The sequence below is a fragment of the Bacillus sp. NPDC094064 genome (assembly GCF_050279585.1).
Classification (GTDB): domain Bacteria; phylum Bacillota; class Bacilli; order Bacillales; family Bacillaceae_G; genus Bacillus_A.
The window spans coordinates 129,695-145,222 of record NZ_JBNNUI010000007.1 but is presented as its reverse complement, the minus strand read 5'-3'; the positions used below and the strand labels follow the sequence as shown (position 1 = coordinate 145,222).

Annotated in this window: 11 protein-coding genes and 1 pseudogene; 2 read left to right on the top strand and 10 right to left on the bottom strand. The window is 37.6% G+C overall.

Annotated features, from left to right (window positions below; all coding sequences use genetic code 11):
• Positions 1-6: 6 nt before the first annotated feature.
• The 3 genes from ACQKNI_RS17235 to ACQKNI_RS17225 are packed head-to-tail and all read right to left on the bottom strand — an operon-like array spanning position 7 to position 4,239.
• Positions 7-1,449, bottom strand: coding sequence for an aldehyde dehydrogenase family protein (locus tag ACQKNI_RS17235; RefSeq protein ID WP_427282522.1), 1,443 nt, complete (start codon positions 1,447-1,449; stop codon positions 7-9).
• A gap of 19 nt (positions 1,450-1,468) precedes the next feature.
• Positions 1,469-2,797: a 4-aminobutyrate--2-oxoglutarate transaminase gene (gene gabT, locus ACQKNI_RS17230; protein WP_427282521.1), complete on the bottom strand. Its 1,329-nt coding sequence runs from the start codon at positions 2,795-2,797 to the stop codon at positions 1,469-1,471.
• 17 nt (positions 2,798-2,814) lie between these two features.
• Positions 2,815-4,239, bottom strand: coding sequence for an amino acid permease (locus tag ACQKNI_RS17225; protein ID WP_088232468.1), 1,425 nt, complete (start codon positions 4,237-4,239; stop codon positions 2,815-2,817).
• 308 nt (positions 4,240-4,547) lie between these two features.
• Here ACQKNI_RS17225 and ACQKNI_RS17220 point away from each other — a divergent pair.
• Positions 4,548-4,738: pseudogene (locus ACQKNI_RS17220) on the top strand (YflJ family protein).
• A 202-nt stretch (positions 4,739-4,940) separates the two neighbouring features.
• On the opposite strand, the gene ACQKNI_RS17215 reads toward ACQKNI_RS17220, so the two are convergent.
• From ACQKNI_RS17215 to ACQKNI_RS17190, 6 genes are all read right to left on the bottom strand, one after another.
• Positions 4,941-5,894, bottom strand: coding sequence for a TRM11 family SAM-dependent methyltransferase (locus tag ACQKNI_RS17215; protein WP_088232466.1), 954 nt, complete (start codon positions 5,892-5,894; stop codon positions 4,941-4,943).
• Between the two features lie 161 nt (positions 5,895-6,055).
• Positions 6,056-7,666, bottom strand: coding sequence for an N-acetylmuramoyl-L-alanine amidase (locus ACQKNI_RS17210; RefSeq protein ID WP_098840916.1), 1,611 nt, complete (start codon positions 7,664-7,666; stop codon positions 6,056-6,058).
• 264 nt (positions 7,667-7,930) lie between these two features.
• Entirely contained in the window at positions 7,931-8,980 is a 1,050-nt protein-coding gene (locus ACQKNI_RS17205) for a M42 family metallopeptidase (protein WP_427282520.1), read from the bottom strand.
• A 149-nt stretch (positions 8,981-9,129) separates the two neighbouring features.
• Positions 9,130-9,456, bottom strand: coding sequence for a nucleoside triphosphate pyrophosphohydrolase (locus ACQKNI_RS17200; protein ID WP_098252326.1), 327 nt, complete (start codon positions 9,454-9,456; stop codon positions 9,130-9,132).
• A 17-nt stretch (positions 9,457-9,473) separates the two neighbouring features.
• Entirely contained in the window at positions 9,474-9,794 is a 321-nt protein-coding gene (locus ACQKNI_RS17195) for a hypothetical protein (RefSeq protein WP_427282519.1), read from the bottom strand.
• A 63-nt stretch (positions 9,795-9,857) separates the two neighbouring features.
• Positions 9,858-10,670: an enoyl-CoA hydratase gene (locus ACQKNI_RS17190; RefSeq protein ID WP_141524735.1), complete on the bottom strand. Its 813-nt coding sequence runs from the start codon at positions 10,668-10,670 to the stop codon at positions 9,858-9,860.
• A 303-nt stretch (positions 10,671-10,973) separates the two neighbouring features.
• On the opposite strand from ACQKNI_RS17190, the gene ACQKNI_RS17185 reads away from it, so the two are divergent.
• A complete protein-coding gene (locus tag ACQKNI_RS17185) occupies positions 10,974-12,353 on the top strand; it encodes an O-antigen ligase family protein (protein ID WP_098252329.1) in 1,380 nt (459 codons plus the stop codon).
• Between the two features lie 202 nt (positions 12,354-12,555).
• Here ACQKNI_RS17185 and ACQKNI_RS17180 read toward each other — a convergent pair whose 3' ends face one another.
• On the bottom strand, positions 12,556-15,204 hold the full coding sequence (locus ACQKNI_RS17180; RefSeq protein WP_427282518.1) for an S-layer homology domain-containing protein: 2,649 nt from the start codon (positions 15,202-15,204) through the stop codon (positions 12,556-12,558).
• Between the last annotated feature and the right edge of the window lie 324 nt (positions 15,205-15,528).

Genomic DNA, 15,528 nt, shown 5'->3' with positions numbered 1-15,528 from the left:
TATTGTTTATACTTGATCTACGTATACTGTCTTTATTCTCGTGTAAAATTCTTTCGCCGCTTTTCCTTGTTCACGCGGTCCAGCACTGGAGTTTTTCATTCCACCAAACGGAACTTGAGGTTCTGCTCCTGCAGTTTCTGAATTCACATGAACCATTCCAACTTCCATATCATCAATGAACCTTTGTGACAAACTTAAATTGTTCGTACAAATCGATGCACTTAGTCCGTATTCTGTATCGTTTGCGACAGATACTGCTTCTTCATAACTGTTCACTTTGAATAAACAGATTACCGGGCCAAAAATTTCTTCTTTCGCAATGCGTGCATCCCCGTCTACATTTTCAAAAATAGTCGGTAACACGTAACAGCCCTTCTGCAATTCAGCATCTTTCGGCTCACTACCACCATACAGTAAGGTAGCCTCTCCTTTTCCAACTTCAATCATCGATAAAACAGATTGCTGCTGCCCTTTTGAAACGCATGGTCCCATAAATGTACTTGGCTCTAACGGGTTTCCAACTGTAAGAGCTTCCGTGCGCTGCAACAGTCGATCCTTGAATGTTTCATAAATTTCCTCTTCTACAATGACTCTACTTGTTGCCGTACATTTTTGCCCCGTTGACATAAACGCACCTTTTATCGCAATCGTTACCGCCTTTTCAACATCGGCATCTTTTAATACGACTAACGGGTTCTTCCCGCCCATTTCTAATTGCACTTTTTTCCTCGTTTCAACGGCTGCTTTCTGAATGATATTGCCAACGTGATTAGAGCCTGTAAAGGATACCGCTTTTATATCCGGATTTCCCGTTAACTCTGCACCAACTTCAGAACCTTTTCCGAACACACAATTGATAACACCTGCCGGAATACCCGCCTCATGAAACGCATTTACAAGATGGTACACTGATTTCGGCGTCACTTCAGCCGGCTTAATGACAATTGTATTTCCGTAAATAAGTGCCGGCGCCATTTTCCATGCTGGAATCGCGATTGGAAAGTTCCACGGCGTAATTAATCCGACCGGTCCTACTGCGACACGTTTACTGTAAAGCATCGTACTTTCATTCGCAGACGGGATAATCTCCCCGATCGGCTGATTTGCTTCCCCGGCATAATATTCAAGGATGCTAATTGCTCGCTTCGTCTCGCCTATTCCTTCTGCAATCGTCTTTCCTTCTTCATTCGTTACATCCTGGCCAATTTCATTTACCTTTTCTTTTAAAATAGCTGCCGCTTTCCATAAATAGCTCGCTCTTTCTTGAAACGATAACTTTTGCCATTTATGAAAAGCCTCTTTCGCTGATGCAATTGCGACTCTTGTATCTTCTACTGAACTAAACGGGAATTCGCCTAGCACTTCCCCATTATGCGGATTATAATCTTTCACGTATGCATTTGTGGAAGGCTCTCTCCACTCACCATTTATATAATTGAAAAACTTCATTCCCCTGCCCCCACCGTTTTTATTTTGATAGTTTTGCAATTGCCGCTTCTAAAATAGTAAGCCCTTCTTCAAGCTGTTCATCTGTTATAACGAGAGGCGGTAAGAAACGAAGTACGTTACTATAAATACCTGCACTTATCGTAATAACCCCTTTACTATGCGTTTCCTTCATAATCGCTTTTACTTCTTCTGTTGCTGGCTCTTTCGTTTCTCTATCTTTTACAAGCTCGATTGCAGTCATCGCGCCGATTCCTCTCACATCACCGACCAGCTCGTATTTCTCTTTCCAACTATTAAATACTGTCATCATACGTGCGCCAATTTCAGCGGCGCGATTTACTAAATTCTCTTCTTCTATTACATCTAAAACAGCTAACGCAGCTGCGCAAGCAACCGGACTTCCAGAGAATGTGCCCCCAAGTTGACCAGGACCAGGTGCATCCATTAGTTCCGCTCTTCCTGTTACTGCGCTAAGCGGCATGCCAGCAGCAATTGATTTTGAGAAAGTCATTAAATCAGGAGCTACATCGAAATGATCCATTGCAAATAAGCTACCCGTACGAGCAAAACCAGTTTGAATTTCATCCGCAATCATAATGATTCCATATTTATCACAAATATTTCGAACACCTTGCATGAATGTAGTCGTCGGAACGATAAATCCGCCTTCTCCTTGAAGCGGTTCCAAAATAATCGCTGCAATATTATCACTTGCGACTTCTTCTAACATAAAACGTTCGAAATACGATAAAATTTGTTCGTCTACTTCTTCTTGCGTCAATCTTTCGTCAGCACGGTAATAATACGGATATGGTAATTTATACACTTCGGATGCGAACGGCCCAAATCCATGCTTGTACGGTTTCACTTTACTTGTAAGTGACATCGTCATAAGTGTACGTCCGTGATAAGCTCGTTCAAACGAAACAATCGCGCTTCTTCCCGTTGCCTTTCTAGCAATCTTCACCGCATTTTCTACTGCTTCAGCTCCGCTATTAGCAAACATCGTTTTTTTCTTAAAATCACCTGGCGTTAATTCATTCAGTCTTTCAGCTAACGCAATATAACTTTCATATGGCGCTACGTGGAAACAACTATGAATAGAAGATTCCACTTGTTCTTGAATCGCCTTCACTACTTTCGGATGACAATGCCCAACGTTTTGCATACCAATTCCACCCGCAAAATCAATCAGTTCATTACCATCTATATCTGTAATAATCGCTCCCTTTGCTGATTGCACATACAGCTCCGTAATATTGTATGGTCCTTCTGGCACCGCATTTTTTCTTCTTTCATGTAATATGCTAGATTTTGTAGTTGTAATATCCTTCTTCTCTTTCAACATAGTATATACCCCTTTTCTTATTCTTTTTCTATGCTAACTCCCGAATCTTTTATAATCGTAAAATCATTCAACTTTTGCTTATCTAACTTTCTAACTCTTAGAAAATAACTTATGATTACTAGGGTAGTAGCTAGTAATGTCATATAAAACTGCATACGCATATCTGCGATGAACGCCTGTGAAACAAAGATCGTAACAATCATTAAAAGCGTTGCATATGTGAGATAAGGGAATAACCACATTTTCACTTTTAACTTTCCAGCCCCTTCTCGTTCCCTTTCTCGTCTTAACTTCACATGCGAAACGGCAACGAACATGTACATAAGCATCGTTACTCCGCCTGAACTATTTGCTAAAAACGCAAACAGTTTATCAGGAGATATAAATTTCAACATCGCGCAAATAAATGCAAATACAATACTCGCATAAATCGCTATAACCGGTGTTCCTCTACTATTTAACTTTGAAAAAGCGGATGGAGCGTCACCTTTTTTCGCAAGGGAAAATAACATACGCGAACTCGTATATATACCTGAGTTCATAACGGAAAGTAGTGATAAAAATACGACACCATTCATAATTTCTGCGGCTGCAGGTACTCCTGCCATATTAAATAAACTTGCATATGGAAGCTTTAATAACTCCTTATCCGTCCACGGAATGAACATAACTAAAATTGTTACGGATCCAACGAAGAAAAGCATAAGGCGCCATACTACACTATTAATCGCTCGTATAACATTCTTCTCTGGATTTTCCGATTCCCCGGCTGCAATCGCTGCAACTTCACTTCCTGATAACGAGAACGAAATAAACACAACGCTCAGTAAAACAGGGACAACTCCGTTCGGGAAGAAACCACCGTGCTCTGTAATAATAGAAAGACTCGGTTTATCCACTCCTGGAACAAGGCCAAAAAACATCGAAACTCCTAAAATTAAAAACGCAACAATCGCCACGACTTTAATAAACGCTAACCAATATTCAAACTCACCGTACAATTTCACTGAATATACATTCGTCATCGTCATTAAAAGAACCATACATAAACTTGCGATCCAAGCTGGAACGGAAGGAAACCAGTTGTTAATCATGACGCCTAAAAGCACCGCTTCAATTGCGATAATAATGACCCAGTTAAACCAATACAACCATCCGATCGTGTATCCTGCCCACGGTCCAATTGCCTTATTCGCATACGTTGCGAAAGAACCGCTATCAGGATTTTCCGCTGCCATTTCTCCTAACATCCTCATCACAAGCACAACCATTAAAGCACCGATAATATAGGACAAAATCGCCGCAGGCCCTGCAGATTGAATAATCGTCCCACTTCCTACGAACAAACCGCCCCCGATAACCCCGCCAATCGAAATCATTGTTATATGCCGCGTTTTTAAATCCTTTTGTAACTCCTTTTTCTCTTTAGCCAAACAGTTCACCAACCCCTCCATTAGCATGAACGTGCGCCACAACCCATTGATAACGCTTTCTCAAAAATCCCCTCCTACGTTTTAAGAAAAAATAAAAAGAGCCAGAAAAACAACGCATACAACTGCATTGAATTTTACTGCCTCTATCCTTATGGCTCGTCCTCCTGCTAAGGAAGCTCAAGTGGAAAGAAGTTCCTCTATTCATTTCAAACATGCATCCGGGCTTACAGGGAGGCTAATCACTGTCATCCGATAATAAGTTAATCATAATATAAATAAACTGAATATTCAATATTAATTTGAGATGAAATTTCCAAATCTCCTCAACATATACTGTTCAAAAGCAAAAGGAAGTGATCTCATGTACTACGGAACAAAAGGCTGGTATGTAGCCGAACTGAAAAAATTAGGCGTTCGTTACTATGAAGGACGAAAACTAGAAAGTTATCGCGGACACGTATTACGCAATTTATTAGCCGCACAACAGGAAAAACCGAAAGAAGAGTAATATAGTAATAAGACGATATCAACAATTCTCGGAATATATCAGCGATTTTTCAAATATATCGATCACAACTTATCATATATCGGCGATTCGACAAGGAATATCGACCATTCGACAAACCACGTCCCCCCTCCCACCTAAACCACCAACCAATCGCACATCAACACAAACAAAAAAGGTCACCCAAACGGGTGACCTTCCTTTCTTATTCACAAACAAGAATTTGTCTAGTAAATGATCCTTTTCTTGTAATACAACGATCTGTAATTTCAAATCCTGCTTCATGAATCATATCGTCCATTGTTTCCATCGTAACAACGACTACTTTTTTAGCGATGCGGCGCGCACTTGAAAGAATGGAAAGCTGATCCTCTGGTGTTGCATGCGTAAATAAATCGTACGGCATATCGATAATTGCAACGTCGTAGTTCTCAGTAATTTCCTCGATCGGACCTTTCGTTACCGTTCCCTCAAACCCGAAATGTGCGATGTTTTTTCTCGTTCCAAGAACTACAAGTGGATTAATATCTCTACCAACGATGTTAATTCCCATAGAAAGTGCTTCTACTACTACCGTTCCAATACCGCAGCACGGGTCAATTGCTCGTACTCCCTCTGGATTTGGCACAGCAATATTTGCAACCGATCTCGCCACACGTGTACTAAGAGAAGTCGAATAGCTATGCGGTTTTTTTATATGATGATACCAAACTGGCTCACTTTCTACATAATGTCCGAAATACCAACGTCCTCCAAGAGGAACAATCCCGAATACACGCTCTGGGTTACGAACGTCCGCTTCTCCTTCAATATGCATGCCGAGGTCTCGTTCAATAAGACGTCTTTCTCCATATTCAATTTTATTTTCTTTCCCAAGGTCATTTATTTTAACGAAGATAACTTTGAATGTCGCTCCCGCCAAGTCAATTTGTTCCACTTGTTTTAGGATGCTTTCTAAGTCATCTCCCTCATACATAACTTCAACGCGCTCTTTCATAAACGCACTTCTACTCGGGTCAATTTTAACATCACTTTTCAAAATATTAACGTGAGATTCCATTCCAAAGAACGAGCGCATTTCCAAGTAACATAAAGCACGCTCCTCCTCGCGAAATGCATACGTATATATACATGCAGGTGTTTTACTATGATTATTCAATCTATGATCATCCTTTATCGTTTAAAATTGTTATGAACACAATTACTCGAATACTTTTATATATAAAATTAAATGATATCACATGCCTGAAATAAAGAGAAACCTTTATCATTTGTTTTACAAATAAAAGAGACTGCCTATTGGCAATCTCTTGTTAGTTATTAACGGAAAGAAGATACGTTATTACCCATTGCTTCGTAGTAATCTAAAATACCTTGATAAATCGCTTCCGCTGCACGTTGTCTCCATTTTTCTGAAGATAGCTTTTCACCTTCATCTTTTGCATCAATAAATCCTAGTTCAGTTAAAATAGCCGGCATTGTATTATATTTAATTACATAGAAGTTATCTGTTTTTACCCCTCTATTATTTGTATCAAGGGCAGTAACTAAACGTTTTTGTATTTTTTCTGCTAGTATACGGCTTTCTTCTTTGTTTGGATTTGGTGTTGCTGATCTATAATAATATGTTTCAGTACCTTCTACTGAGTTGTTATATCCATTAGCATGAATACTTACGAAAATGTCACCGTTATTTTTATTAGCAAATTCTACACGTTTTCTTAAAGAATCGCCAGAATCAACTCCCGGGCGTGTATCATCTGTACGTGTTAATAACACAGTAAATGGTGTTTTCTTTTCAAATAATTTTTGTACTCGTAATGATGTATCTAATACAATAGCACTTTCATCCATATTTACACCAAGATGTCCTGGATCTTCTCCACCATGACCTGGATCAATAATAATCGCTTTACCTTCTAAGAAGTTACCTTGTTTCACTGGGTTTAATTGGTTTTTATCCACCCACTGGAAGCCGCTATTTGTACGAATACGAATCCAGCTATCTTTTTCTTCAATAACTGTTACTTTTTGCGCTTCATGTTTCCCTAACACTTTAGAAGAATGTGACGCTTCTGCATACGTTGTAAATCCTTCATTAATAACTTCTGTTTTCTCTGTTAAAGGTGTCCATTTATCACCTTTATTCGTTACAATTTTAATCCATCCATCTCGCTCTTCTTTTACTACAACTGTTTGTGGTTCATGTTGCACGTCAGTGATTCCTGATGATAAAGATGGTTGATGGTATGTAATGAACTTACGATCGATATACATTTTCTTCGTTGTATCTTCTGGTTTGCTAACGTCCTCATTATTTTTCGTTAGCTTGTCCGCTTTATACGTCATTTGTGCTGCTTGTTCACGTGGTATAGAAAGATCTGGACTCCAATTTGTCCCCCCTGTACCAGCAGAAATCTCTAACGCTACTAAAATATTTGCAGCTTCTTTACCGAAATGGTTTTCTAAATCAGTAAATTTATTCGTTATTGGCGCTTTTACGAATCCTTGTAATTTATAAGCCTTCACAAGCATAGACGCCATCTCAGCACGCGTTACTTTTCCGTTAGGATCAAATACGCCTGCTCCTCGTCCTGCAATAATATTTTCTTTTTCAATTGCTGCAATATACTGAGCTGCCCAATGATTTTTTGAATCATTAAAAGATGGCTTCGCAGCTGGATCAACGTTTAATCCAATTGCTTTCGCTACAATTGTCGCTGCTTCAGCGCGTGTTAAAAGACCTTGTGGTACAAACGTACTGTCCGTCATACCGCTAATTACATTTCTTTCTACTAAATAGTAAATTGCGTCTTTTGACCATGCGTTATCCGGAACATCTGAAAACTTCTTCGTTTCTGCTAAACTACTAACTGGATAAGCTAGTAAACTTGCCGCTAACATACCAGCAGCTATTGCTTTGTACTTCATGAAAAACAAATCTCCTCTCGACATCTCACATTATAATTCTCTTAATCAAACTAATATTAAAAATATTAACTGGAAAATAACTCCTTTCATAGTTTATAACATTCTATCACTGGAGTAAATACGTTTCCTACTCAAATTATCAAATGTTAATATATAAGGAACAATAAATATAAGTGAAATTTTAAAAAGGCGACTAGTCATCCCCAAAATAAAAAGCTGATGAAAAATACTATTTTCAATCAGCTTTCTCTATTCTCTATGAAATTAGCCTTCAATTAACTGAGACATCACATATGCATATATAAGTGCTTCTGTATGCGCAATCGAGCTTTCATGCGTACGCTCAAATGCATGAGAAGAATCAATACCCGCTCCAATTAATGCATGTTTCACATCAAATCCAGCACGAATCGCAGCTGATGCATCAGAGCCGTAGAATGGATAAATATCTACTTTATATTCAATATTGTTCATTTTCGCAAGCTGTACTAAATGTTTACGCAGTGCATAATGATACGGACCACTAGAGTCTTTTGCACAAATAGATACTGTATATTCGTCAGATGTTTGTCCATCACCTAACGCTCCCATATCAACTGCTAAATATTCAACCGTTTCTTCTGGAATGTTAGAATTACCACCGTATCCAATCTCTTCATTATTAGAAATTAAGAAATGAGTTGTATATGGTAATGTTACGTTTTCATCTTGTAATCTCTTAATTAATTTTAATAGAATCGCAACACTTACTTTATCATCTAAATGACGTGATTTTATGTATCCACTCTCTGTAATTTGAACGCGTGGATCAAATGAAACGAAGTCTCCTACTTCAATTCCTAATTCACGTACTTCATTTACCGAAGAAACACGCTCATCAATACGAACCTCAATATTTTTCTCATCGCGTTTCGCTTCACCTGCATCTTTATATACATGCACAGATGTTTGATGCATCAAAATCGTTCCTGAATACGTCTTGCCACTTGACGTTTCAATTTCGCAATATTCCCCTTCTACAGAGTTCCAGCGAAATCCGCCAATCATAGAAAGGCGAAGGCGACCGTCAGGCTTAATCTCTTTCACCATCGCACCTAACGTATCCACGTGCGCTGTTAATAAACGGTGCTGCGCATCATTTTTTCCTTTTACCGTAATAATAAGAGCCCCTTTATTGTTACGCTTCGTTTCTACATTCCACTCACTCACATAGTTTTCAATAAAACGAATGATTTTCTCTGTATTTCCAGATGGACTCGGAATAGAGACAAGCTCCTTAATAAGTTCCATCGTTTCTTTCGTATGATGTGCCATCGTCGTTTCCTCCTCATTTTCTCTACTATTCAGTATACAAAATTTGCTAGAAAACCTCTACTCATATAGCTTAATTTTCTAAATTGTAATAAAATTCACTTTAACAAAAAGCATAACGTTACTCATTAACGCTATGCCTTCCTGTAAAACTATTCTTCTGAAACGTCTAATAAATAAATGCCTCTTTCAAATCCACCGCGCTCTATTTCTTTTTGCTTACGAAGACGTTCTACATCTTCAATTGACGCACCTTCTGCACGCGCTAATGAAATTATAACTTGCAGTGCATCTGCAAGAGAGTCTAGCGCATGTTCACGCTCTTTCATAGAAGCAAATTCACGAATTTCTTCCGTTCCAACTTTCGCTAACGCTTGTATGTATGCTTGCCCTGTTAATTTTTGTGCTGTATACGTTTTTCCAGACATTAAAATCTTCTCTGGAACACGATCTCTTACTAACTTGTTATACGCTGACATCATTCAACCTCCTATACTTAGAAACACCCAAGCTCTGCTTTATAGAAAAACCAGCTTTTCGTCACGCATGCACTAGTCATATCAATTCCTGAACCTTTTGCTTTTACATGTGGAAAGAAATAATGCTCTAATTCTTCTTTCTTATCGCCGTATAAGGTCTGGTACTCATCAGGAATCGCCTCTTTTTTCACATCCCGTTCTTTCGTCACTTCACCTGAGAAAGCAACGCTCGGATGTCCTTCAAAAAACAACGCAGTCCGAACCGCCACAGATGGCGTACTATGCAAAGCATAATATACAATTACAATCATGCCGATCACACCGATAATTTTTTTCATATTATTACTCCTAAAAAAAGTGCTAACACAATTATACTAAAATGTGTTAGCACTTTCTCCACTTTATTCACCTTTAAATGTAGGTAAACGTTTTTCTAAGAAAGCAGCAATGCCTTCTTTATGATCCGCAGTTTGTCTCATCGCATATTGGCCACGTTTTTCAAGTTGCAATGTTTGTTCTAAATTAGAGCGATTTACTTCACACAAAATTTGCTTCGTTTGAATCATCGCTTTAATCGGTTTTTGTGACCATTCACTAATTTTTTGCTTCACAGCCGTTTGGAAATCCTCGCCGATTACTTCATCAATTAACCCAATATCAAGCGCTTCGCTCGCCGATAATTTCTTTCCTTCCCAAATAATTTGCTTCGTCATATTTTCACCGACGCGCTTTTGAAGGAAGAAATGACCGCCACCATCTGGAATTAAAGCGATTCCAATAAAGTTCATCGCAATAATAGATGATATATCTGCCATCACATAATCAGCTGTTAATGCAATACTTAATCCAAGACCTGCAGTTGGTCCATGAATGGCACTAATAACAAGCTTCGGCATCGTATATAAAGTGACAACGACTTCAGAAATCGTATTCATAATACCATCAAACTTGCTTTCATCATTACTTGAAAGCATCGATTTAATATCCCCACCCGCAGAAAAACCACGGCCATTCCCGCATAGCACAACAATATGCGCAGAACTCTCCGCTACTTCTTTCAACTTTTGTAATAGCTCTTTTAATGTCGGCTCATCTAATGCATTTAACACCTCTGGGCGATTGACCATAACCGTTGCAACGCGCCCTTCATACTTCACAACAACAGATTCTGTTTTACTTGTTACTTCCATTATATATACCCCTCTTTTCCACATAAAGATTATACTTATATAATTATAGAAAGCTAGTGAAAAACCCTTCTTTTTTCTTAATTTTCTGTCTAATAATCTCGTAATTTGTATATACCCTTGTATAAAACATACAATTCCGTTGAAAAATATAGCAATTAAAGTCGGTTTACCCACCCATTTCATCTATTTACCATTACAATGAAATGGTGTATTCTTAAGTTTGATACAAAAAATCAAATATTGAAATTCATTCGCCTTCCTATAAAAAAGGCCTTTATCCCCTGTCTCAGGTGCTGAAAATAAAAGAATGAAGAAATGGAGGAACATATGGTTAATAAGTTGAAACAGACGGATAACTACTTCCCGCATTTCCTACTGCTATTCATTGTATTTCAACCAATTTTAGATTTACTAACATCCTTTTCAATCTATGTATTACACATGAGTGCAACAGTCGGAATCGTAGTCCGTTTCGCCTTTATGCTTCTTGCATTAGGTTATCTACTTCTTCATTATAAACAACAAGGTGCGAAAAAATATATTATTTACTTATGTCTATTTGGCATTGTACTCACAATCGGCCTTGTGAATAATTTAATGGTCAAATCTCCTATTTCATTCGGAGAAGAAGTGAAATTTATTATGAAGAGTGTATATCCAATTGTACTACTGTTTGGATATATTATCGCACTGAAAGAACTAAAAAATAACGACTATGCGTTTCATAAAATCATTACCTATTTCTTATATGCAACATTAATTTTGAGTATCTCACTCATTGTGGCAATGGTAACGGGTACAGATTTCCAAAGCTATCCTCACTCAAAGATCGGTTCAAGAGGTTGGTTCTTTGCTGGGAATGATTTAAGTTCTATTTTTGCAATTATGTTCCCAATCGTTGTCTTATACTCCGTTCATAAAACAACTTCTTTCTCAAAATTCTATTACTGGATTCCAACTGTACTCGCGATGTATGCAAGCATTATGGTCGGAACGAAAGTAGGATATGGTGCAATTATTGTTACGCTTGGCGTTGCACTCCTATTCTCATTCATTCAATATATGATTCATCGCAAACGAGAAGGAAAAGGATTCACATACCTTGTAAACACAGTTATTGCTGCTATCGTATTAGGAGGTTTACTTGTCCTTACACCACAAACTCCTATCGCAAAAAATATGAGCATTCATTTACAAATGTATGAATATAAAAAATCAGTACAAGAAGAAAAAGAACGAAAAGAAGGAAAAGTAATTAAAGAAGAAGAACATAAGCAAGGTGAACTAACAGACTCTGAAGTGAAAAGTTTAATTTACAGTGATCGTGACAAGTATTTAAAAGTATACAAACAATATTATAAAGACGCACCACTATCTCAAAAACTATTTGGAATGGGATACGCTGGTAACTATACAACGAAAGTGAAGTTAATCGAAATGGATTTCTACGACCTATTCTTCGCATTCGGAATTGTCGGGTTCCTTACGTACTTACTACCGCTTCTTTATTTCGGTATAAAAATATTCATTCGTATGATCACAAACTTCAATAAACTATTTAGTGTCAAACATATGCTACTAGCTAGCACACTCGTCCTATCGCTCGGCATCGCCTTTATGTCTGGCCACGTATTAACATCACCAGCCGTTAGCATTTTCTTTGCTGTTATACTTGCTTATATGATTGTTGATTTGGAAATTGAATAACAGTTGAAATACCATGCCCTTGTGATCATTTGAGGGCATGGTATTTTTTATACTTTCTATGTTTAATTTTGATATTCCATCGCCTTGCAACAATCAAACATCATAAGTCTCCTACTCGCAAACAACTAAATAATATAGAAAAATCCCTTGCAGGAAATTTCCTACAAGGGATTTTCATCAATAACAGATATACTATCTATTATTATTTTTTAACAATAGCAGTTGATGCAGTTACGTTACCAAGTGCTAACTGGTTACCAGCAGCATCTGTAATGTTGATGCCTTCTGTATTAGCTGAACCTTTTGCTACTACACTAATTGTTGCAGCTTGAGCAACGTTTAGAGCTTCTGTAGTTGTTAAGTAAACAACGTTCTTCTCGTTTGCTCCGCCATGCTTAATACCTTTAACTGCTGCATCGTTGCCATTTACAACAACTTTTAAGTCATTGATAAATTGAGCTTCGTCTGCAGTGAACTCTTTAATGTTTTCATCAAATGTAACTTTGATTGTGTTTGAAACATCAGTTTGGTTATTATCTTTCACATAAACAGCACTTGCTAATTTTGGAGCTGTATTATCAGCGAAGTTGATTAATTTTTCAACTGGAGCTTTCGTTTGAGAATTAGCTACTACTTTGCTTCCAGAAGCAGTTAATACGTTTGTGCTAATTGTAAATTTAGCATCTTGAGCTTTTGAGAAATAGTTTTTCGGTAAAGAAATCTCAACAGTTTGTTTGTTGCCAACGAATTCTGCAGTTGTACCTGCTGGTAATGCTTTACCGTCAATTTTGTAGTTTTCTACATCTTTCGCGTTACCGCTCATGTCTTCACCGTATTTTACAGTGATTACATCACCTGCGATCGAAATAATGTCAGCATTTTTTTCTACAACAGGTGTTACGATGCCTGTTTTACCAACAGTTGTAATGAATGCAACGTTGCTGTTTGTGTTTACAGAGTAAGATGCTAAGTCGTTATCTTTTGCATACTTAACAGCACCAGCTTTGAATTCTACTGTGTAAGGCTCTGCTGTTACTCCACCTTTAGGAGTAACTACTAATACGTCACCATCTTTTGTGAAAGTAGATTCTACAACTACGCCCTCTTTGTCACGTACTACGATTTGTTCTGGTTTATTTACATCAATTTTACCATCGAATTTAACTTTTAAGCTATTACCTTCGATTTTGTTTAAGCTATCAGTAGCTACTTTTGGTGTAGCAGTATCTTCAGATAAAGAAACGCTCATATCAACTGGTTTACCTAGTAAGTTTGCTCCATCTTTGAAGTTTTTAAGGTTAACACTTAAGTCAACGTTCTTTTCACTACCTGCATATAATGGGTTACGCTCTCCATCTTTATCTTCTTTAACAGAAACGATGTATGAAGTTGGATCTTGTGGATCAACTGTAAATTGTACTTGACCTAACTGACCTGGCTGTTTATATTCAGCTGTCGTGAATGTATGGTTACCTTTTTTCACAGTTACTTCAGGTTGTTGGCTTAATGGCTCAGAGAATGTAACTTTGAAAGTACGGCTGTTAATAGCTTTTAATTCTTTCACTTCTGGTGCTGTTGTATCAGAAGATACAGTGTATTTTGTTGTTAAGATTGAAGATGTATTAGGGTTTTCGCGTAATGTATCTTTCGCATCGTATACAACTACTTCATGATCACCTTTCGCGAAGATACCGTCTTTTCCTACAACTTCACCAGTTGTTAAAGTGTATACTCCTGGAGTTTCACTTGCAGTTTTTGCTTCTTTAAGCTCAACACCATCAATTTTAACTTTTGCATCTGTTGTCACTGGTTTGTTGAATGTTAATTCAACTTTTTTACCAATAACGCGTGCACCTAATAATTCTGGAGCTGTTGAGTCAGAGAATGTTTTTTCTGAATCAAGATATTTTTCAACAGGTTTTAAGTCAGCACCTAATACGCCTGTAGTTACGTGTACTGCATATTTGTGAGAGTTAGCAAATGCTTTCTCAGCTTTTAATTTGAAAGTTACGCTCTTACCATCTTCTGAAAGAACACCTTTCTTACCTGCGTCACCTAAGAAATCAGCAGATGTTAAATTAGCACCATTTTGTTTGAAAATGTATTTAGTTTCGTCAATCGCAGTTTTTTCATTTACTGGGTTTGTGAATGAAACTTTAATTTCTTGAGCGTTGATCGCACTTACAGATTCAACTTTAGCTTCTGTTTTTACTTCTGGGCTATATGTCATTGCATTGTAGATGAACTGAGCAGCTTGCTCACGAGTTACAACGCCGTTTGGATTGAATTTGCCTTCACCTTCACCAGCTACGATACCTAAGCTTGCAAGAGTTTCGATTGAAGATTTTGCAGTTGCCCAAGATAAACCGTCGATGTCATTGAAAGTTTTTTTGTTGTTGTCATCAGCTTTGAAGCCGTATGCGTTAACAAGAAGCTGTGCCATTTGTGCACGAGTTAACTTCTCGTCTGGACCGAATTTATTGTCGCCTAAACCAGCCATGATTTTGTTAGCTTCAGCAGCTGCGATGAATTTAGCATAAATGCTGCTTTCTGGTACATCTGTGAATGGAGTTTTTGTTGATCCAGTTTCAAGACCTTTCGCTTTTACCATGAAAGTAGCTACTTGAGCACGAGTTACATCGTCACCAAATCCGAATAGGCCATTACCAACACCTACGATAATACCTTGTGCAGCCATAGCGTTGATTGCATCTGCAGACCAATGTCCTTTAGGAACATCTTTAAATGCACTCTCTTCTGCCGCTGTAGCAACTGGTGCTACTACTCCTGCTACCATTGCAGCTGTCATTGTACCAGCCATTAATTTGTTAAAAGACTTATTTTTTGCCATTGATTTATTTCCTCCTTGAGAAATATAATACTAGCTTTAGAAATATGTATTTGAAAAACTAGTGATTTACCTGATTCATATATTAAAATTACAAACACTTTTTGAAGAATAGTAATTTATCAGCCATAATAAATTCTATCTTTTACCAAAAAGTTAAACCATGTATATAATACGTCATAATTCTTTTTTTTAAAAGAATTTCTTATCGCATAATTCGACAAATTCTTAACTTTTGTCGAATTATACCTTTATCAAATTTTCTAATATGTAAACGTATATACATCGCTTGTATCTAATATACAGATAGTATTATAGCACATATTA

Excerpts from the sequence above, each read along its gene's own strand:
- ACQKNI_RS17235 (WP_427282522.1), bottom strand. The coding sequence starts at position 1,449 with ATGAAGTTTTTCAATTATATAAATGGTGAGTGGAGAGAGCCTTCCACA.
- gabT (WP_427282521.1), bottom strand. The coding sequence starts at position 2,797 with ATGTTGAAAGAGAAGAAGGATATTACAACTACAAAATCTAGCATATTA.
- ACQKNI_RS17210 (WP_098840916.1), bottom strand. The coding sequence starts at position 7,666 with ATGAAGTACAAAGCAATAGCTGCTGGTATGTTAGCGGCAAGTTTACTA.
- ACQKNI_RS17205 (WP_427282520.1), bottom strand. The coding sequence starts at position 8,980 with ATGGCACATCATACGAAAGAAACGATGGAACTTATTAAGGAGCTTGTC.
- ACQKNI_RS17200 (WP_098252326.1), bottom strand. The coding sequence starts at position 9,456 with ATGTCAGCGTATAACAAGTTAGTAAGAGATCGTGTTCCAGAGAAGATT.
- ACQKNI_RS17195 (WP_427282519.1), bottom strand. The coding sequence starts at position 9,794 with ATGAAAAAAATTATCGGTGTGATCGGCATGATTGTAATTGTATATTAT.
- ACQKNI_RS17190 (WP_141524735.1), bottom strand. The coding sequence starts at position 10,670 with ATGTGGAAAAGAGGGGTATATATAATGGAAGTAACAAGTAAAACAGAA.
- ACQKNI_RS17185 (WP_098252329.1), top strand. The coding sequence starts at position 10,974 with ATGGTTAATAAGTTGAAACAGACGGATAACTACTTCCCGCATTTCCTA.
- ACQKNI_RS17180 (WP_427282518.1), bottom strand. The coding sequence starts at position 15,204 with ATGGCAAAAAATAAGTCTTTTAACAAATTAATGGCTGGTACAATGACA.